This is a genomic window from Pseudomonas sp. CFBP 5748 (assembly GCF_053850495.1).
In genome coordinates this window covers 447,542-467,594 of sequence record NZ_JBSPTN010000004.1, presented here as the reverse complement: position 1 = coordinate 467,594, position 20,053 = coordinate 447,542, and the positions used below count along the sequence as shown (strand labels likewise).

General features: G+C 58.1%; 17 protein-coding genes. 12 read left to right on the top strand and 5 right to left on the bottom strand.

The features are described 5' to 3' along the window. Window positions 1–2 precede the first annotated feature (2 nt). Window positions 3–536 (top strand): D-glycero-beta-D-manno-heptose 1,7-bisphosphate 7-phosphatase, encoded by a 534-nt coding sequence (gene gmhB, locus ACWNZ1_RS12140; protein ID WP_265072528.1) that lies wholly within the window; start codon window positions 3–5, stop codon window positions 534–536. Window positions 537–616: 80 nt separating this feature from the next. Then, window positions 617–1,387: a lysophospholipid acyltransferase family protein gene (locus ACWNZ1_RS12135; protein WP_256453981.1), complete on the top strand. Its 771-nt coding sequence runs from the start codon at window positions 617–619 to the stop codon at window positions 1,385–1,387. 167 nt (window positions 1,388–1,554) lie between these two features. Here the strand turns inward: ACWNZ1_RS12135 and ACWNZ1_RS12130 are convergent, their stop codons facing one another. After that, window positions 1,555–3,072, bottom strand: coding sequence for a sensor histidine kinase (locus ACWNZ1_RS12130; protein ID WP_135842967.1), 1,518 nt, complete (start codon window positions 3,070–3,072; stop codon window positions 1,555–1,557). A gap of 219 nt (window positions 3,073–3,291) precedes the next feature. On the opposite strand from ACWNZ1_RS12130, the gene ACWNZ1_RS12125 reads away from it, so the two are divergent. Both ACWNZ1_RS12125 and argJ read left to right on the top strand, forming a co-directional pair. Next, window positions 3,292–4,026, top strand: coding sequence for a response regulator transcription factor (locus ACWNZ1_RS12125; RefSeq protein ID WP_135842966.1), 735 nt, complete (start codon window positions 3,292–3,294; stop codon window positions 4,024–4,026). Window positions 4,027–4,171: 145 nt separating this feature from the next. Next, window positions 4,172–5,329 (top strand): bifunctional glutamate N-acetyltransferase/amino-acid acetyltransferase ArgJ, encoded by a 1,158-nt coding sequence (argJ, locus tag ACWNZ1_RS12120; RefSeq protein ID WP_135842965.1) that lies wholly within the window; start codon window positions 4,172–4,174, stop codon window positions 5,327–5,329. 96 nt (window positions 5,330–5,425) lie between these two features. Here the strand turns inward: argJ and gyrB are convergent, their stop codons facing one another. Genes gyrB through dnaA form a run of 4 tightly spaced genes read right to left on the bottom strand, consistent with a single transcriptional unit; the run spans window position 5,426 to window position 11,636 of the window. Continuing rightward, entirely contained in the window at window positions 5,426–7,843 is a 2,418-nt protein-coding gene (gene gyrB / locus ACWNZ1_RS12115; RefSeq protein ID WP_135842964.1) for a DNA topoisomerase (ATP-hydrolyzing) subunit B, read from the bottom strand. A gap of 5 nt (window positions 7,844–7,848) precedes the next feature. Beyond that, the gene (recF, locus tag ACWNZ1_RS12110; protein ID WP_135842963.1) at window positions 7,849–8,952 is read right to left on the bottom strand and encodes a DNA replication/repair protein RecF; all 1,104 of its coding nucleotides are present in this window, start codon (window positions 8,950–8,952) and stop codon (window positions 7,849–7,851) included. 20 nt (window positions 8,953–8,972) lie between these two features. Further along, window positions 8,973–10,076 carry a DNA polymerase III subunit beta gene (dnaN, locus tag ACWNZ1_RS12105; RefSeq protein ID WP_003196145.1) on the bottom strand — a complete coding sequence of 368 codons (1,104 nt, stop codon included), beginning with the start codon at window positions 10,074–10,076 and terminating at the stop codon, window positions 8,973–8,975. Between the two features lie 39 nt (window positions 10,077–10,115). Beyond that, the gene (dnaA, locus tag ACWNZ1_RS12100) at window positions 10,116–11,636 is read right to left on the bottom strand and encodes a chromosomal replication initiator protein DnaA (RefSeq protein ID WP_135842962.1); all 1,521 of its coding nucleotides are present in this window, start codon (window positions 11,634–11,636) and stop codon (window positions 10,116–10,118) included. A 567-nt stretch (window positions 11,637–12,203) separates the two neighbouring features. On the opposite strand from dnaA, the gene rpmH reads away from it, so the two are divergent. The 8 genes from rpmH (at window position 12,204) to ACWNZ1_RS12060 (ending at window position 20,045) form a co-directional block, all read left to right on the top strand. Next, window positions 12,204–12,338, top strand: a complete 135-nt coding sequence (rpmH, locus tag ACWNZ1_RS12095; protein ID WP_003213577.1) for a 50S ribosomal protein L34 — start codon at window positions 12,204–12,206, stop codon at window positions 12,336–12,338. Window positions 12,339–12,354: 16 nt separating this feature from the next. Beyond that, window positions 12,355–12,756: a ribonuclease P protein component gene (gene rnpA, locus ACWNZ1_RS12090; protein WP_003207107.1), complete on the top strand. Its 402-nt coding sequence runs from the start codon at window positions 12,355–12,357 to the stop codon at window positions 12,754–12,756. Beyond that, complete coding sequence (gene yidD / locus ACWNZ1_RS12085; RefSeq protein WP_010465488.1) at window positions 12,749–12,994, top strand: membrane protein insertion efficiency factor YidD; 246 nt, start codon at window positions 12,749–12,751, stop codon at window positions 12,992–12,994. Before rnpA ends, yidD begins: the two co-directional genes overlap by 8 nt. 2 nt (window positions 12,995–12,996) lie before the next feature. Beyond that, on the top strand, window positions 12,997–14,679 hold the full coding sequence (gene yidC / locus ACWNZ1_RS12080; RefSeq protein WP_135847924.1) for a membrane protein insertase YidC: 1,683 nt from the start codon (window positions 12,997–12,999) through the stop codon (window positions 14,677–14,679). 79 nt (window positions 14,680–14,758) lie between these two features. Then, entirely contained in the window at window positions 14,759–16,129 is a 1,371-nt protein-coding gene (mnmE, locus tag ACWNZ1_RS12075) for a tRNA uridine-5-carboxymethylaminomethyl(34) synthesis GTPase MnmE (protein WP_135847923.1), read from the top strand. A gap of 566 nt (window positions 16,130–16,695) precedes the next feature. Next, window positions 16,696–18,588: a tRNA uridine-5-carboxymethylaminomethyl(34) synthesis enzyme MnmG gene (gene mnmG, locus ACWNZ1_RS12070; protein ID WP_135847922.1), complete on the top strand. Its 1,893-nt coding sequence runs from the start codon at window positions 16,696–16,698 to the stop codon at window positions 18,586–18,588. A 5-nt stretch (window positions 18,589–18,593) separates the two neighbouring features. Beyond that, the gene (rsmG, locus tag ACWNZ1_RS12065; RefSeq protein WP_178084347.1) at window positions 18,594–19,229 is read left to right on the top strand and encodes a 16S rRNA (guanine(527)-N(7))-methyltransferase RsmG; all 636 of its coding nucleotides are present in this window, start codon (window positions 18,594–18,596) and stop codon (window positions 19,227–19,229) included. Window positions 19,230–19,247: 18 nt separating this feature from the next. Further along, window positions 19,248–20,045: a ParA family protein gene (locus ACWNZ1_RS12060; protein ID WP_003187199.1), complete on the top strand. Its 798-nt coding sequence runs from the start codon at window positions 19,248–19,250 to the stop codon at window positions 20,043–20,045. Window positions 20,046–20,053 lie beyond the last annotated feature (8 nt).

Here is a 20,053-nt window from a genome sequence, read left to right as displayed (position 1 = left end):
CCTTGAAACTGCTGATTCTCGATCGGGACGGGGTGATCAATCACGACTCCGACGCTTACATCAAATCGGTCGAGGAGTGGTTGCCGCTCCCCGGTTCGATCGAAGCCATCGCGCAGTTGAGCAAGGCCGGCTGGACGGTGGCGGTCGCCACCAACCAGTCGGGCATTGCCCGTGGTTACTACAGCATCGCGGTGCTCGAGGCCATGCATGAGCGCTTGCGCGAATTGGTGGCCGAGCAGGGCGGTGAAGTCGGGCTGATCGTCTATTGTCCACATGGGCCGGATGAAGGTTGCGATTGCCGCAAGCCCAAGCCGGGCATGTTGAAAACCATCGCCGCGCATTACGACGTGGCACTGGCGGGCGTATGGTTCGTTGGCGACAGCCTCGGTGACCTGGAGGCGGCCAAGGCCGTCGATTGTCAGCCAGTTTTAGTAAAGACCGGGAAAGGCGAAAAGACTTTGGGCAAGACCCTGCCGGTGGGCACCTTGATTTTTGACGACTTGGCGGCGATTGCCGCTGAACTTATCCACAACTAGAGCTCCCAAGACAACCTGATCAAGGATTGTTCGGGAAGCGCTTGAACAGGCGGGCATTGCCCGCAACGGTAAATGCCGCTATGTCGATATTGCAGGCCATCAGAACCTTTCTCTTTTACCTGCTGTTGGGCACCAGTTCCTTGCTGTGGTGCTCCCTGAGTTTTTTTATCGCGCCTTTCTTGCCGTTCAAGGCGCGCTACCGTTTCATCAATGTGTACTGGTGCCGTTGCGCACTGTGGTTGAGCAAGGTGTTCCTGGGCATCAGCTATGAAGTCAAAGGTGCTGAAAACGTGCCTGACCGGCCTTGTGTGATCCAGTCCAACCACCAGAGCACCTGGGAGACGTTCTTTCTCTCCGCCTATTTCGAACCGTTGAGCCAAGTGCTCAAACGTGAACTGTTGTTCGTGCCGTTCTTCGGTTGGGCAATGGCCATGCTGCGCCCGATCGCCATCGATCGCGACAACCCCAAGGCGGCGCTCAAGCAGGTGGCGAAGAAGGGCGACGAACTGCTCAAGGATAACGTCTGGGTGCTGATCTTCCCCGAAGGCACCCGAGTTCCTTATGGGACAGTCGGCAAATTCTCCCGCAGCGGTTCGGCATTGGCGGTGAATGCTGATCTTCCCGTGCTGCCGATTGCACACAATGCCGGCAAATTCTGGCCCAAGGCTGGCTGGTTCAGAACACCGGGCGTTATCACCGTGGTGATCGGCGCGCCGATGTATGCCGAGGGGACCGGGCCACGCGCCATTGCCGAGCTCAACGATCGTGTACAAGCCTGGAATGAACAGACCCAACGGGAGATGGGTTCTCTTCCTGCAGCACCGGCCGCCCCGGACAAACTCGCTGTTTGAGATCTGTGGATAACCTGTGTACCGTTTTTCCTGAAACCGTTGCTTTTATGTTGTAGGTATATGTTTTTTATACATATTTCATAAAAACATAAAACGCTCGGAAAGGTGCATAAGTTTTTATAGCGCCTAGATCGCGGCCTTCGGCAGCACCTACAGGCTGCGATCTTTTATTCTTCCAGCAACGGAAATCGCAAGCTGAAGGTTGTGCCCTGACCGACCACGCTGCGGCATTCGATCTGCCCGTCATGACGGTCCACCACCGCCTTGACCATCGACAAACCCAAGCCGATCCCATCCACTCCGTGAGCTGATGAAAACCGCCGGTACTGGCTGAACAAGTCCGGTAGCTCCTCGGCGCCTATACCTTTGCCCTGGTCCGCCACATCACAGGTCAACCAGCCCTGCGCGCAACGAACTTGCAGCGAAATGCGGGTGTCAGGCGCGCTGTATTTGATGGCGTTCTCCAGCAGATTGAACAGCGCCCGGGTCAACAAGGATTGATCCGCCCTGACCATGGCCTCTTCATTGTCTATTTCGTGCGTCAATTGAATGCGCTTTGCCTGAGCAATGGGCAGTGCCTGGTCGACCACGTCCAGAACCAGCATGTCGAACAACGTCGGCTGGAACTGATAGGTTTCGGATTCAGCCTTAGCCAATTGCACGAAGCCATCGGTCAACTCCAAGGCGCGACGTACCTGACGTTCGATCTGGTCAAACACCGAATTATTCGCGCCCGCCTCATGCCGCTGCACATCGAGCAACGCAAGGATCGCCGAGTGGGGCGCGCGCAAATCATGGGACAGGAAACGCAGCATGACACTGCGCTGCTCCTCGGCTTCACGCTCCGCGCTCAAATCGGTAAGGCTCAACAGCCAGCCAATCGGCGCATCACCGTCAACAGGCAATAGGGCCGCTCGTTCCAGGCGCAAGCTGCGCTCCCGTGTGTCGCGAAACTCCACCAAAGGCAATGTGGATAACCGATGCTGGACGCCACGCGCCAACCCCGGATAACCCAGTTGCGTGAGATGTTCCAGCACATCGCCACCGGCCAGGCCATGGCCGAAAAGATCACGGGCCTTGCGGTTACCGAGCAACAGCTTGCCTTGGGGGTCGCTGATCATTGTCGCCACGGGCAGGTATTCCAGGCCATCGGCGATGAAACGGCGGGTGTCGCGCGTTCGACTCATGGCTTGTTCCAGCGCCATGATCTGGCCCTGCAAGCGGTCACTGCCGGTGTACGGGGCACGGCGACGTTCCGGGAACACCTTAGGCTCCGAGTCCAGACGCGCCAGCTCCCAGCCGAAATAGGCCAGCACCACGCTCAGGCGCCGCCAGTTCCAGATCAGGTAGCCAAACAGCATGCCCATGACACTGGCCATCGGCGACCACCACCAGCCTCGCGCGCCCAACAAAACGCTGGCCAACAGGGCCAGGCTCATTCCACCCACCGTCGTCCATAACGCCAGGCGCGGGCGCAGCAGCAACAATCCCAACACGCAAGCCACCAGACACACCGACAATAATGCTGCACCTGGCCCGTTGGGAGTGGCCTGGGCACTGAACGACAACAGGGCCGTCAGCGGTAATAGCAGCAAACTTATCCACAACCACTCCCGCACCAATTGTCGAAACAATCGTTGGACCTGGGTCGGTTCACGGCTTTCACGGCGACGCTGGTTGCTCATAAGCACTCTGACTGAAGATGGGAAGCAGGGATCTTTTTCACGGGTAACGCGTCAAACCGCCGGCTGAAAGCCCAAGACTATAGCGGACTCGCTGGCTGGCGTGCTGCTGCCTTTCCCTCGGCGCCGTGAGCCGGTATTGTCGCAGCCAGCGACAGGGGCCATTGCACTGCATGGCCACCTGAGATGTCCGTTACTCCCGAGATCAAGGAATCGCGTCCCATGCGTGTCGCCATACTGGATGACGAACCGGCCGAACTGCGCCGGGTGGAACAGACACTGCAACAAATCCCCGGCAAGGGCGAGCAAGCCTGGACCTTGCACAGTTTTGAACGAGGTGAAGACCTGTTGCGACAACTGCGCCGGGAAACCTTCGACCTGTTGATCCTCGACTGGCAATTGCCCGATCTCAGCGGCCTGTCGCTGCTGCGCTGGACGCGCGAGCACATGGAATCACCGCCCGCCGCCATCATGCTCACCAGCCGCGACGGCGAGCACGACATCGTCCAGGCCCTCAACGCCGGGGCCGACGACTACGTGAGCAAACCCTTTCGGCCCAACGAACTCAAGGCCCGGGTCACCGCTGTGCTGCGCCGCCATAACCTGCAGCGTGCGCCGGCCACTGACGTGCTGGTGTTCAACGATCTGGAGTTCGACGACGCCGAACTGACCGTCACCCGCGCCGGTATCCCCATCAGCCTGACCGAACGGGAATACCGCCTGGCCCGCTGTCTGTTCGCCAACCTGGGCCGCCCGCTGTCCCGGGAGTATTTCTACGAACGCTTCTGGACCCACGAGGAAATGACCTCGTCCCGACCGCTCGACACCCATATCTATCGCCTGCGCAATAAGCTTGGGCTGACCGCGGACCGAGGTTGGCAGTTGCTGACGATTTATGGGTATGGGTATCGGTTGGAGAGGGTGGCGGCGGGGAGTGAGGCGTCGGTGGCGAGTTAGGGAAACCGATCGGTGTTCTGGCTGGCATCGCTGCGCTCGAACGGATAACGTTGACGCCGATTGAAAAGCCGCATCGCGCGCCTGCGCAGGCAACTCGCCGATCGTCACATGGCAAAGGAAGCATCACTTCTCTGAAGGACCTGACATGAACAACCTGCACATCCAGCCGAAAGGCTTCAGCAACATCATTGCCAACCTGGGCATCAAGGACGACCGTGACGATTTCATCGCGGTCATCTCGCAGGTGCCTGCCAGCATCAGCGCCATGTTCACCCAGTCCCGATTCGCGGGCCCAAGCGTGACCTTATCCCGCGAAGTCGCCAAGCGTGATACGGCGCGGGGTATCGTGGTGATCGCCCGCAACGCGAACGTCGCCACCGGCCCCCAAGGCCTGGCCAACGCCGAAGAGGTTCGCTCGGGTATCGCCCGGGCGGTAGGGGTCGACCCACAGGAACTGGTGATCGCCTCCACCGGCGTGATCGGGCGCCAGTACCCGATGGAGAAAATCCGCGCCTTTATGTCGGACGTGCCTGCCTTGCACGTTGCCGACTTCCAGCGCTGCGCGTCGGCGATCATGACTACCGACACCCGCACCAAGCACGCTGCACGCAAGGTTGGCGACGCCTGCCTGGTGGGCATTGCCAAGGGCGTGGGCATGATCGAGCCGAATATGGCGACCCTACTGACTTTCTTCTTCACCGACGCCAAGATTGCGCCCGAGACGCTGGATGCGCTATTTCGTCGCGTGATCGACAAAACCTTCAATGCCCTGAGCATCGACACCGACACGTCCACCAGCGACTCTGCCGCCATCCTGGCCAACGGCTTGGCCGGTGAAGTGGACCTGGCCGAATTCGAACAGGCCCTGTACGACATTGCCCTTAGTCTTGTGCGCATGATCGCATCCGATGGCGAAGGGGCGAGCAAAGCACTGGAGGTCCAGGTCACCGGCGCACGCGACGACGCCCAGGCCAAACGCGTGGCAAAGGCCATCGTCAATTCGCCACTGGTCAAGACCGCCGTGCACGGTGCAGACCCTAACTGGGGGCGTGTGGCCATGGCGATTGGCAAGTGTGAGGCGGAACAGGACATTGACCCGGACAAGGTCAGGATCGTTTTTGGCGAGACCGAGGCCTACCCGCGACAGTTGGACGAAGCAGGGCTGCAAGCGGTGAAGGGTTACCTGCAAGGCAATGAGGTGTTGATCTCGGTCGATCTGAACATCGCGCAAGGCCGCTTCACTGTTTACGGTTGCGACCTGTCGGAAGGCTATATCCGCATCAATGCCGACTATACGACCTGAGTCAGCCGCCTGGGGTTAGATCCCTATTCAGACACACGCATAAAAAAAGGCCAACGCATGTGCGTTGGCCTTTTTCGTTGGGGCAGGGTGGCTGGATCAGAAATCCAGGTTAGACACCGCCAACGCATTGCTCTCGATGAAGTCACGACGTGGCTCGACCGCATCACCCATCAGGGTGTTGAAGATCTGGTCCGCGCCAATGGCGTCTTCGATGGTAACTTTCAGCATCCGGCGCGAGCTTGGGTCCATGGTGGTTTCCCACAGCTGATCCGGGTTCATTTCACCCAGACCTTTATAGCGCTGGATGGTGTGGCGCTTGGTACTTTCGGCCATCAACCATTCAAGGGCTTCCTTGAACTCGGTCACGGCCTTCTTGCGCTCGCCACGTTGGATATACGCGCCTTCGTCCAGCAGCGTGCTCAGTTGCGCGCCAAGGGAAACGACGGTCTTATAGTCGTTGCTGCCGAAGAAGTCGCGGTTGAAGGTGACGTAGTTCGACAGGCCGTGGGAGATCAGTTCGACCTCTGGCAGCCAGACGTTACGTTCACGGTCTTCGCGCAGGCTGGCTTTATAGACCAGGCCGGACTTCTCGACAGTGCGCAGGCGAACTTCGTACTGGGCCAGCCAATCCTGCATCGCTGCGTGATCGGACAATTGCTCCAGGCTGACCGCCGGCAGGTAGATGAAGTGCTCGGTCAGTTCCTGTGGGTACAGGCGCGACAGGCGCTTGAGAGTCTTCATTACCAGGCGGAAATCGTTGACCAGGCGCTCAAGGGCTTCGCCGGAGATGCCTGGGGCTTCTTCGTTCAGGTGCAGGCTCGCATCCTCCAGGGCCGACTGCGTCATGTACTCTTCCATGGCGTCGTCGTCTTTGATGTATTGCTCTTGCTTGCCTTTCTTGACCTTGTACAGCGGTGGCTGTGCGATGTAGATGTAGCCGCGCTCGATCAGCTCCGGCAACTGACGGAAGAAGAACGTCAGCAGCAGGGTGCGGATGTGCGAACCGTCGACGTCAGCATCGGTCATGATGATGATGTTGTGATAACGCAGCTTTTCGATGTTGTACTCTTCGCGGCCGATGCCACAGCCCAGCGCAGTGATCAAGGTGCCGACTTCCTGCGAGGAAATCATCTTGTCGAAGCGCGCCTTCTCGACGTTCAGGATCTTGCCCTTGAGCGGCAGGATGGCCTGGGTACGACGGTTGCGACCCTGCTTGGCGGAACCGCCAGCAGAGTCACCTTCCACCAGGTACAGCTCGGACAGGGCAGGGTCCTTTTCCTGGCAGTCGGCCAGTTTGCCCGGCAGGCCGGCGATGTCCAGCGCACCTTTGCGGCGGGTCATCTCACGGGCCTTGCGCGCCGCTTCACGGGCACGGGCGGCGTCGATCATCTTGCCGACCACCAGCTTGGCTTCGTTCGGGTTTTCCAGCAGGAAGTCGGAGAAGAACTTGCCCATTTCCTGCTCGACCGCAGTCTTCACTTCGGAAGAGACCAGCTTGTCTTTGGTCTGGGAGCTGAACTTCGGATCCGGCACCTTCACCGAGATAATCGCGGTCAGGCCTTCACGGGCATCGTCACCGGTGGTGGCGACTTTGTGCTTCTTCGCCAAGCCTTCCTGTTCGATGTAGTTGTTCAGGTTACGGGTCAGCGCGGAGCGGAAGCCCACCAGGTGAGTACCACCATCGCGCTGCGGAATGTTGTTGGTGAAGCACAACAGGTTCTCGTTGAAGCTATCGTTCCACTGCAGTGCGATTTCCACGCCGATGCCGTCTTCACGCTGGACGTTGAAGTGGAACACCTGGTTGACCGGAGTCTTGTTGGTGTTCAGGTACTCAACGAACGCACGCAGGCCACCTTCGTACTTGAACAGCTCTTCCTTACCGCTGCGCTCGTCCTTGAGGACGATGCCGACACCAGAGTTGAGGAAGGACAGCTCACGAATCCGCTTGGCCAGGATGTCCCAGCTGAAGTGGATGTTCTTGAAGGTTTCGCTGGAAGCCTTGAAGTGGATCTGGGTGCCGGTGCTTTCGCTGTCGCCAACGATCGCCATCGGTGCCTGCGGCACGCCGTGGACGTAAGTCTGTTCCCAGATCTTGCCACTGCGGCGAACCGTGAGAACAAGCTGTTCGGACAGTGCGTTCACCACCGACACACCGACGCCGTGCAGACCGCCGGAGACCTTGTAGGAGTTATCGTCGAACTTACCGCCAGCGTGGAGGACGGTCATGATGACCTCGGCGGCGGAAACGCCTTCCTCTTTGTGTACGTCTACCGGGATGCCACGGCCGTTGTCGCGAACGGTGATGGACTCATCCGGGTGGATGATGATGCTGATGTCGTCGCAATGGCCGGCGAGGGCCTCGTCGATGGAGTTGTCGACCACCTCGAACACCATGTGGTGCAGGCCGCTGCCATCGTCGGTGTCACCAATGTACATACCGGGACGTTTGCGTACGGCATCCAGGCCTTTCAGCACTTTAATGCTCGTTGAGTCGTACGTATTTTCTTCGCTCAATGCCTTCACTCCCGATGGTCGTGGGTCTGGGTGATACGGCCCTGTTCCACGTGGAACAGAGCGACTGGCGTTTCCGTCTGCCAGCCTTCCCTCAATAATTCGTGGTCTACACAGGTGATAAAAACCTGGCAGCGTAAGTCTTCCAGCAAGCGGCACAGCGCGCGACGGTGGGCTTCGTCCAGTTCGGACGGCAGGTCATCCACCAGATAAATACACTGACCGCGCCGGGCCTGGCTGACCAGATGCCCCTGGGCGATACGCAAGGCACACACCACCAACTTCTGCTGCCCCCGGGACAAGATGTCCGCGGCGTTATGTGCGCCCAATCTGAGACGCAAGTCAGCGCGTTGTGGTCCAGCCTGGGTATGGCCCATCTGCTGGTCCCGCTGCAGTGAGCCAGCCAGTACGGTGCTCAATTCCCGGTCTTTATCCCAGCCTCGGTAATAGCTGAGCGTCAGGCCCTCAAGCTCAACCAACTCGCTCAAGGTCTGCTCGAAGACCGGTTTCAAGGCTTTGATATAAGCGCGGCGGTATTCATCTATTTCAGCGCTGGCCTGGCACAGTTCCCTGTCCCAAACCGCTTGCGAAACGGCGTCAAGTGTACCATGTCGCAGCCAAGAGTTTCGCTGGCGCAGCGCCTTCTGCAAGCGCTGCCAAGTCCCCATGAAACGCGGTTCCACGTGGAACACGCCCCAGTCGAGAAATTGCCGACGAATCTTCGGCGCCCCTTCCAGCAGACGAAAGCTGTCCGGGTTGATCAACTGCAATGGCAGGATCTCCGCCAGCTGCGCGGCACTGCGGGCGTTCTGCCCATCGATGCGAATTTGGAACTCGCCTTGTCGGTCTCGTGAAATTCCCAGGGCACTGTGGCCCCCTTCTGCCAGTTCCACCTGCCCGAACACCGTGCACGCCAATTGGTCGTACTGGATAACCGGTAACAGGCGGGCGCTGCGAAACGAACGAGCAAGCCCCAGCAGGTGAACGGCTTCCAGGACGCTGGTTTTGCCGCTGCCGTTGGCGCCGTAAAGGATATTGATGCGGGGGGAAGGGGAGAAGGTCACCGGGTGCAGATTGCGCACCGCGGTGACCGAGACGCGACTTAAGGACATCTAGCTTCTGCTGAACATGATTACAGACGCATCGGCATGACAACGTAAGCCGAATCGTCGTTATCGGACTCCTGCACCAGCGCACTGCTGTTGGAGTCGGACAGGATCAGACGCACTTGCTCAGTGGTCATCACACCCAATACGTCGAGCAGGTAGCTGACGTTGAAGCCGATTTCCAGGGAGCCGCCGTTGTATTCAACGCCCACTTCTTCTTCCGCTTCTTCCTGCTCCGGGTTGTTCGCCTGGATCTTCAGCTGACCATTGGCCAGTTGCAGACGGATGCCACGGTACTTCTCGTTGGAGAGGATCGCGGTACGGCTGAAAGCTTCGCGCAGTGCCTGACGATCGCCCAATACCAGCTTGTCACCGCCTTTAGGCAGCACACGCTCGTAATCAGGGAACTTGCCGTCCACCAGTTTCGAGGTGAAGGTGAACTCACCGGTGGTGGCGCGTATGTGGTGCTGGCCCAGCACGATGCTGACGTTGCCGTCCGGCTCGGTCAGCAGGCGAGCCAGTTCCAGGATGCCTTTACGCGGCACAATCACTTGGTGACGATCCGGCTGACCGATATCGGCCTGCATCGAGCACATGGCCAGACGGTGCCCGTCGGTGGCAACAGCGCGGATGACGCCGGCAGACACTTCCAGGAGCATGCCGTTGAGGTAATAACGCACGTCCTGCTGAGCCATGGCGAAACTGGTGCGTTCGATCAGGCGACGCAGTTTGCTCTGATCGAGGCTGCACGTCAGCGAACCCGGGCCTTCTTCGACGGTCGGGAAATCGTTGGCAGGCAGTGTCGACAAGGTGAAACGGCTGCGACCGGCCTTGACCACCAGTTTCTGCTCATCGACCTTGATGTCGATCAGCGCGTCGTTGGGCAGGCTTTTGCAGATATCCATCAGCTTGCGCGCCGGCACGGTGATAGAACCCGGATCGGCTGGCTCTTCAAGTTGCACACGACCGACCAGCTCGACTTCTAGGTCGGTACCGGTCAGCGACAATTGCTGGCCTTCGACAACCAGCAGCACGTTGGAAAGTACCGGCAAGGTCTGGCGGCGTTCGACGACGCCTGCGACCAGTTGCAGGGGTTTCAACAGGGCTTCGCGTTGAATGGTGAAATGCATGGTCTAGTCCCTTGCCTTAATAAGCTGCGCTGGTGGTCATCAAGTGGTCAGTGTACGCAGCAGGTTCTTGTAGTCCTCGCGGATGTCCGCGTCGGATTCCTTAAGTTCGTTGATCTTGCGGCAGGCGTGCAGCACGGTGGTGTGGTCACGCCCACCAAACACATCTCCGATTTCCGGCAGGCTGTGGTTAGTCAGTTCCTTGGACAAGGCCATGGCCACCTGGCGCGGACGAGCCACCGAACGCGAACGGCGTTTGGACAGCAGATCGGAAATCTTGATTTTGTAGTATTCAGCCACAGTACGCTGAATGTTATCCACAGACACCAGCTTGTCCTGGAGTGCCAACAGATCCTTCAAGGATTCGCGAATCAGCTCGATGGTGATGTCGCGGCCCATGAAGTGCGAGTGAGCGATCACCCGCTTGAGGGCGCCTTCAAGTTCACGCACGTTGGAGCGGATACGCTGGGCAATGAAGAACGCGGCGTCGTGAGGCAATTCTACCTTGGCCTGGTCGGCCTTCTTCATCAGGATCGCGACCCGGGTTTCCAGCTCCGGTGGTTCGACGGCTACCGTCAAACCCCAGCCGAAACGCGATTTGAGACGTTCTTCAAGGCCTTCAATTTCTTTTGGGTAGCGGTCGCTGGTGAGAATGACCTGCTGCCCGCCTTCAAGCAACGCGTTGAAGGTGTGGAAAAACTCTTCCTGGGAACGCTCCTTACGGGCGAAGAACTGAATGTCATCGATCAGCAAGGCGTCCACCGAACGGTAGAAACGCTTGAACTCATTGATTGCGTTCAGTTGCAGCGCCTTGACCATGTCGGCCACGAAACGCTCGGAATGCAGGTACACAACCTTGGCATTCGGGTTCTTCTTTAATAGGTGGTTACCCACTGCGTGCATCAAGTGAGTCTTACCCAGGCCCACGCCCCCATAAAGGAAGAGCGGGTTATAGCCATGCTTGGGGTTGTCCGCGACCTGCCAGGCGGCTGCTCGGGCCAGTTGGTTGGACTTACCTTCCACGAAGTTCTCGAAGGTAAAGGTCCGGTTCAGGTAACTGGTGTGTTTGAGCGCGCCTTCAACCTGGACCGTGCGCTGTTCGGCGCGCACCGGGGCCTGCTGGGAGCTGGCGCCAGCCATTGGATCGAAGCTGTCCCGGGACGGCTCTTCGCTGACCTCGGCCGCTTTTTGCGTATTACGCTTGCTCGGGGCAGGCGCAGGGACCGCAGCGGCATGGTTAACCGGTGCCGCTACGGCTTGGGCCTGGGAGGCCGCAGCAGCCAGCGGTGCATTAGGAGCGGCCCGTGGTGCCGAGCTGCGTTTGCTGCCTATTAATAAGGACAGCGCAGGCGCCATGCCATTGCCATGCTCGTCGAGCAGTTCCATGACCCGGCCCAGGTACTTTTCGTTGACCCAGTCGAGAACGAAACGGTTCGGTGCATACACGCGCAACTCGTCGCCTTCGGCTTCGACCTGTAGTGGACGGATCCAAGTGTTGAATTGTTGGGCAGGCAGCTCTTCGCGCAAAAGCTCCACGCACTGCTGCCAAAGTTCCACTGACACGGATATCCCCTAAGTTGAAAGCCGGTGAGGCAAAAACAAGCGGCCATTGTAGCGATCAGGCGTCCACTTATCCACATGCAGGTTGCTGATCGCCCATGATTTATCAATGCCTTAACAGAAGGAAAGACGACGGGCGGTCGGTGGATAAGCTCTGTGGATAACCGGGTCTGAGGTCGTTGCACAAGTGGGGGGCAAACTCGGTGGATAACCAGCCTGTGGATAACTACCCATTCCACACACAGCTTATCCGACAGCGCAGCACAGGCTTGCCACCGCTTTCCCCTGTAGTTGTCATTCTCTGTACACGGCGAATTACAAGGCCTTAGCCAGGTTATCCACAGCAAGGTGGCAACCTTGCTTTTATAAGCTTTACAGAGAAGCTTTAAATAATTCCCTTCTTTATTTCTATATCTAGCGTGGTGTGATGAATCCGCCCCAAGGGCCTGGAGATCTATTTAAAGGAAACGCTGGTTGGAAATTGACCTAGAGGCTTGCTTTCTCTAGAATCCCCGGTCTCTTAAAACGGGGGCCATTCCGGCCCGTTGTGGACGAACCAGGTAACACGACATGAAACGTACTTTCCAACCAAGCACTATCAAACGCGCTCGTACCCACGGTTTCCGTGCTCGCATGGCTACCAAGAACGGTCGTGCCGTCCTGTCGCGTCGTCGCGCCAAAGGTCGTGCGCGTCTGGCAGTTTGATAATCCGGCACTGGAGGTGAGTCAGGACTTCAGTCGGGAAAAGCGTCTGCTTACCCCCCGGCATTTCAAGGCAGTCTTTGACTCCCCTACCGGCAAGGTTCCGGGGAAAAATCTCCTGCTCCTTGCGCGCAGCAACGATCTCGATCACCCCCGCCTCGGGCTGGTTATCGGGAAAAAGAGCGTCAAGCTCTCCGTTCAGCGCAATCGCCTCAAACGTCTGATGCGTGAATCGTTCCGCCTGAACCAGGATTCACTGGTCGGCTGGGACATCGTTATCGTCGCGCGCAAAGGTTTGGGTGATGTAGAAAACCCCGAATTGATTCAGCATTTCGGCAAGCTCTGGAAGCGTCTGGCCCGTAACAAGCCAGTACCAGCAGTCAACACCGAAACTGTAGGGGTAGACAGTCCCGATGCGTAAACTGGCACTCGTTCCGATCCAGTTTTATCGCTATGCCATTAGTCCCCTGATGGCCAGTCACTGTCGTTTCTACCCCAGTTGTTCCTGCTACGCGTATGAAGCCATAGAAAATCATGGCCTTCTGCGCGGTGGCTGGCTGACCTTTCGTCGTTTAGGTCGCTGTCATCCGTGGAATCCCGGCGGTTATGACCCGGTTCCGCCTATCCCTACCTCCCGTTCTTCTTCGATGGCCGAGTAATCATGGATATCAAACGCACGATCCTGATCGTCGCCCTGGCAATCGTGTCCTATGTCATGGTCCTTAAATGGAACCAGGACTATGGCCAGGCTGCCCTGCCGACTCAGAATGTTGCAGCCAGCAATACCGCACCGAGCTTGCCGGATGTCCCTACTGGCACCAACGCCGCCAGCAATGACGACATCCCACGTTCGGCAAGCGATACCAGCGCTCCTGCCGAAGCCCCTGTGGCCGCAAGCAAAGATCTCATCCAGATCAAGACGGACGTGCTCGAGCTGGCAGTCGATCCACAAGGTGGTGACGTTGCTCAACTGAAGCTGCCGTTGTATCCGCGTCGCCAGGACCATCCGGATGTTCCTTTCCAGCTGTTCGACAACGGTAACGAGCGGACCTATCTGGCCCAGAGTGGCCTGATTGGCACCAACGGCCCGGATGCGAGCCCCGCCGGTCGCCCGATTTACTCCGCCGAGAAGAAGATTTATCAACTGGCTGATGGTCAGGACCAATTGGTCGTGGACCTGAAGTTCAGTAAGGATGGCGTCAATTACATCAAGCGTTTCACCTTGAAACGTGGCCTGTATGACGTAACCGTCTCTTACCTGATCGACAACCAGAGCGCCCAGCCTTGGTCCGGCGCGATGTTCGCGCAACTCAAGCGTGACGCCAGCGACGATCCTTCCTCCAGCACTGCCACCGGCACCGCGACTTACCTGGGCGCTGCCCTGTGGACAAGTTCGGAGCCGTACAAGAAAGTGTCCATGAAGGACATGGACAAGGCGCAGCTCAAGGAAACCGTTCAAGGTGGCTGGGTTGCCTGGTTGCAGCACTATTTTGTGACCGCCTGGATCCCGCAGAAAGGCGAAAACAACGTCGTCCAGACGCGTAAAGACAGCAAAGGCAACTACATCGTCGGCTACACCGGCCCGGCATTGACCGCCGCGCCAGGTGCAAAAGTCGAGACCAGTGCCATTCTGTATGCCGGTCCTAAAAGCCAGGCGGTACTGAAAGAGTTGTCCCCAGGCCTGGAACTGACCGTGGACTACGGTTTCCTGTGGTTCATTGCCCAGCCGATCTTCTGGCTGCTGCAACATATCCACAGCATCGTCGGTAACTGGGGTTGGTCGATCATTTTCCTGACCATGCTGATCAAGGGGATTTTCTTCCCATTGTCGGCTGCCAGCTACAAATCCATGGCGCGCATGCGCGCAGTGGCCCCGAAACTGGCCGCCTTGAAAGAACAACATGGCGATGACCGGCAGAAAATGTCCCAGGCCATGATGGAGCTGTACAAGAAAGAGAAGATCAACCCGTTGGGTGGTTGCTTGCCGATTCTTGTACAAATGCCTGTGTTCCTGGCGCTGTACTGGGTGTTGCTGGAAAGCGTGGAGATGCGCCAGGCGCCGTTCATGCTGTGGATTACCGACCTGTCGATCAAGGATCCGTTCTTCATCCTGCCGATCATCATGGGCGCGACCATGTTCATCCAGCAGCAGCTGAACCCGACGCCTCCGGACCCGATGCAGGCGAAGGTCATGAAAATGATGCCAATCATCTTCACCTTCTTCTTCCTGTGGTTCCCGGCTGGTCTGGTGCTGTACTGGGTTGTGAACAACGTGTTGTCCATTACACAGCAGTGGTACATCACGCGTAAGATCGAAGCGGCTGCGAAAAAAGCCGAGGCGTAACTTGCTCTGTGGATAACCACACAAAACGCCCCCTAGTGGGGCGTTTTGCTATCTGCCACTTTTGTCTGGATACCGGTTTATGAGCGCACCGCGTGAAACCATTGCCGCCGTTGCCACTGCCCAAGGTCGTGGCGGTGTCGGCATCGTCCGTATTTCCGGGCCGTTGGCCAGTGTCGCGGCCAAGGCTATCAGCGGTCGTGAACTCAAGCCGCGGTTTGCTCATTACGGCCCGTTTTTCAGTGATGATCAGCAGGTCCTCGACGAAGGCCTGGCCTTGTACTTCCCCGGACCGAATTCGTTTACCGGCGAAGATGTCTTGGAACTGCAGGGCCACGGCGGCCCCATCGTGCTGGACATGCTACTCAAGCGTTGCCTGGAACTGGGTTGTCGCCTGGCCCGGCCGGGCGAGTTCAGTGAACGCGCTTTCCTCAACGACAAGCTCGATCTGGCACAGGCAGAAGCCATTGCCGACTTGATCGAAGCGAGTTCTGCACAGGCGGCACGAAACGCACTGCGTTCCTTGCAGGGGGCATTTTCACAGCGTGTGCATAACCTCACCGAACAATTGATTGGCCTACGAATCTACGTTGAGGCAGCGATCGACTTCCCTGAAGAGGAAATCGACTTCCTGGCGGACGGCCATGTGCTGAGCATGCTCGACAAGGTACGCGATGAGTTATCCACAGTGCTTCGCGAAGCCGGGCAGGGAGCGCTGTTGCGCGATGGCATGACCGTGGTGATTGCTGGGCGGCCGAATGCCGGCAAATCCAGTCTCCTGAATGCCCTGGCAGGCCGCGAGGCTGCCATTGTCACGGAGATCGCCGGCACCACGCGAGATATCCTGCGCGAACATATCCACATCGATGGCATGCCGTTACACGTGGTGGACACGGCAGGTCTGCGCGACACCGATGACCAGGTGGAAAAAATTGGTGTTGAACGGGCGCTGAAGGCTATTGGGGAAGCAGACCGGGTATTGCTGGTGGTAGATGCCACTGCACCGGAAGCAGACGACCCCTTTGCCTTGTGGCCTGAATTCCTTGAAATACGCCCGGATCCGGCGAAAGTCACTTTGATCCGCAACAAGGCTGACCTGACCGGGGAAGCGATTGTCCTTGAGGTCAGCGGTGATGGCCATGTGACTATCAGCCTGAGCGCGAAGTCCGCAGGCGAAGGCCTGGAACTGCTGCGCGAACACCTCAAGGCCTGCATGGGCTATGAGCAAACCTCGGAAAGCAGCTTCAGTGCCCGCCGTCGGCACCTTGAGGCCTTGCGCCACGCCAGCGCGGCGCTGGAGCACGGTCGCGCACAACTGACCCTGGCGGGTGCTGGTGAGCTGCTGGCCGAAGATCTGCGCCAGGCGCAACACTCCCTGGGGGAAATCACCGGCGCGTTCAGCTCGGATGATCTGCTGGGGCGGATTTTTTCCAGCTTCTGTATCGGTAAATAACCCCACCTCCACAACCGGGTTTGCCCTCGAAAGCGTATCGAGACCAAGGCAAACCCGGTTTCCTCTTCGCTTTTTGAATCGATTGCCCTTCATGGCGGCTTGTCCGTGGAGCAGAGATTGCTCCAGGGATGATGCTTCGCTGTGGATTAAGCCCTGTGAATAACCGCCGTTAAGCTCGGTTGATAAACCCCCTTCAAAACTGAAGATAACCGCCTCTGTGGATAACCATCCCATTCATCCACAGGCTTACACCGGTTATCCAAGCCCCTCATTGCCACATGACCACAGGGTTTTGAATCTCTGTACATATTGAAAACAAAGGTCTGTAGAGATTTATCCACAGATATGATGCTCAGTAAGAATAAACATAAAAACAAAGGTTTTATAAATTTCTTTCTTTTTAATTTCTTTAACCGCGAGTTTTCCACAGCTGGTTAAATTTTGTGCAAAGGGTTCTTTAGGAAACGGGAAGTCCCTATACTTGCCGACCTGGCTCGAAAAACGCTCTGGCCAGGCTCAAAACCTATTTTCCGAATTACCTGAATTAAGCAGGCACGAGGTGCGTGGTGGATTTCCCTTCCCGTTTTGAAGTGATCGTCATCGGCGGCGGTCATGCCGGTACCGAGGCAGCACTTGCATCAGCGCGCATGGGAGCAAAAACCCTGTTGCTGACGCATAACGTGGAAACCCTCGGTGCCATGAGCTGCAACCCCGCCATTGGTGGGATCGGCAAAAGCCATCTGGTCAAGGAAATCGATGCCCTCGGCGGCGCGATGGCTATTGCCACCGATAAAGGTGGTATCCAGTTTCGTGTATTGAACAGCCGCAAAGGCCCGGCGGTACGCGCTACTCGCGCCCAGGCCGACCGGGTCTTGTACAAAGCCGCTGTCCGCGAAATCCTGGAAAATCAGCCGAACCTGTGGATATTTCAACAAGCGGCCGATGATCTGATCGTCGAGCAGGACCAGGTACGCGGTGTCGTCACACAGATGGGCCTGCGTTTCTTCGCCGATTCCGTGGTGTTGACCACCGGGACCTTCCTCGGCGGACTTATCCACATCGGTATGCAGAACTATTCCGGCGGCCGCGCCGGCGATCCTCCGTCGATCGCCTTGGCCCAGCGCCTACGTGAATTGCCGTTGCGCGTTGGTCGCCTGAAAACCGGCACGCCACCACGCATTGATGGCCGGTCTGTGGATTTCTCGGTGATGAGCGAACAACCGGGCGATACGCCGATTCCGGTGATGTCGTTCATGGGCTCCAAAGCGCAGCATCCGAAACAGGTGAGCTGCTGGATCACCCACACCAATGCTCGTACCCATGAAATCATTGCCGCCAATCTGGATCGCTCGCCAATGTATTCCGGCGTGATCGAAGGTATTGGTCCGCGTTATTGCCCTTCGATCGAAGACAAGATCCATCGTTTTGCCGACAAGGAAAGCCATCAGGTCTTCATCGAACCCGAAGGCCTGACGACTCATGAGCTGTACCCGAACGGGATCTCCACCTCGTTGCCGTTCGATGTGCAACTGCAGATCGTCCAATCGATTCGCGGCATGGAAAACGCCCACATCGTTCGCCCGGGTTACGCCATCGAATACGATTACTTCGACCCGCGTGACCTGAAGTACAGCCTGGAAACCAAAGTCATTGGCGGCCTGTTCTTTGCCGGACAAATCAACGGCACCACCGGTTACGAAGAGGCCGGCGCCCAAGGGCTGTTGGCTGGGGCCAACGCTGCGCTGCGTGCCCAGGGCAAAGACAGCTGGTGCCCGCGGCGCGATGAGGCGTACATCGGCGTGCTTGTGGATGACCTGATTACCTTGGGTACACAGGAACCGTACCGGATGTTCACCTCCCGGGCGGAATATCGCCTGATCCTTCGCGAAGACAACGCCGACCTGCGCCTGACCGAAAAAGGTCGTGAGCTGGGGTTGGTGGATGACGTGCGCTGGGCCGCGTTCTGCAAGAAACGCGAGAGTATCGAGCTGGAAGAGCAGCGCCTGAAAAGCACTTGGGTTCGTCCAGGTACCGAGCAGGGCGATGCCATTGCGACCAAATTCGGTACACCGCTGACCCACGAATACAACCTGCTCAACTTGTTGAGCCGCCCGGAAATCGATTATGCCGGGCTGGTGGAAGTGACCGGTCAGGGCGCAGAAGATCCGCAGGTGGCCGAACAGGTCGAGATCAAGACCAAATACGCCGGCTACATCGACCGTCAGCAGGATGAAATCGCCCGGTTGCGCGCCAGTGAAGATACGAAACTGCCTGTGGATATCGATTACACGGGCATTTCCGGGTTGTCGAAAGAGATCCAGAGCAAGCTCGGCGCGACTCGTCCCGAGACCCTGGGCCAGGCTTCGCGCATCCCCGGTGTGACCCCGGCGGCGATTTCCCTGTTGATGATTCATTTGAAAAAACGCGGCGCGGGCCGCCAGTTGGAGCAAAGCGCTTGAGTTCGATGGTCACCTCGCAACATGCTGAAGAGTTATCCACAGGTGCCCGTCAGCTCGGTGTCAACCTGACCGAAGCCCAGCACGCGCAATTGCTGGGTTATCTGGCCCTGTTGATCAAATGGAACAAGGCCTACAACCTGACCGCAGTGCGTGATCCCGACGAAATGGTCTCCCGGCATCTGCTCGACAGCCTCAGCGTCATGTCTTTCATCGAAGACGGTCGCTGGCTCGATGTCGGCAGTGGCGGTGGCATGCCAGGAATCCCGCTGGCGATCCTGTTTCCCGGCTCGCAAGTGACCTGCCTGGACAGCAACGGCAAGAAAACCCGATTTCTGACCCAGGTCAAACTCGAACTCAAACTGGATAACCTGCAAGTTATCCACAGCCGCGTCGAAGCGTTCCAGCCTGCACAGCCGTTCAACGGGATCATCTCCCGGGCGTTCAGCAGCATGGAGAACTTCAGCAACTGGACTCGCCACCTCGGCGATGCCGATACGCGCTGGCTGGCAATGAAGGGCGTTCATCCGGCCGATGAGCTGGTAGCATTGCCGGCAGACTTCCACCTCGATAGCGAACACGCCCTGGCCGTACCCGGTTGCCAAGGCCAACGCCATCTGCTGATACTGCGCCGCACGGCATGATTGGGAACACAAGCAAGAATGGCTAAGGTATTCGCGATAGCGAACCAAAAGGGTGGTGTGGGCAAGACCACCACCTGTATCAACCTCGCAGCATCCCTGGTCGCGACCAAGCGCCGGGTGCTGTTGATCGATCTCGATCCACAGGGCAACGCCACCATGGGTAGCGGTGTGGATAAACATGGCCTGGAAAACTCCATCTACGACGTACTGATCGGTGAATGCGATCTGGGTCAGGCCATGCATTTCTCCGAACACGGCGGTTATCAACTGCTGCCGGCCAACCGTGATTTGACGGCGGCCGAAGTGGTGCTGCTGGAAATGCAGATGAAGGAAAGCCGTCTGCGCAGCGCGCTGGCGCCGATCCGGGAGAACTACGACTACATCCTGATCGACTGCCCGCCGTCGCTGTCGATGCTGACCCTCAACGCGCTGGTGGCCGCCGATGGGGTAATTATCCCCATGCAGTGCGAGTACTTCGCCCTCGAAGGGTTGAGCGACCTTGTGGATAACATCAAGCGCATCGCCGAGCTGTTGAACCCGGAACTGAAAGTCGAAGGCCTGCTGCGGACCATGTACGACCCGCGCCTGAGCCTGATGAACGATGTCTCGGCCCAGCTCAAGGAACACTTCGGCGAGCAGCTCTACGACACGGTCATCCCGCGTAACATTCGCCTGGCCGAAGCGCCGAGCTACGGCATGCCGGCCCTGGCCTACGACAAACAATCCCGTGGTGCGCTGGCCTACCTGGCCCTGGCGGGCGAGATGGTTCGCCGTCAGCGCCGTAACCCACGCACCGCTGCAGCCCAGCCAACTTAAGGAAACCC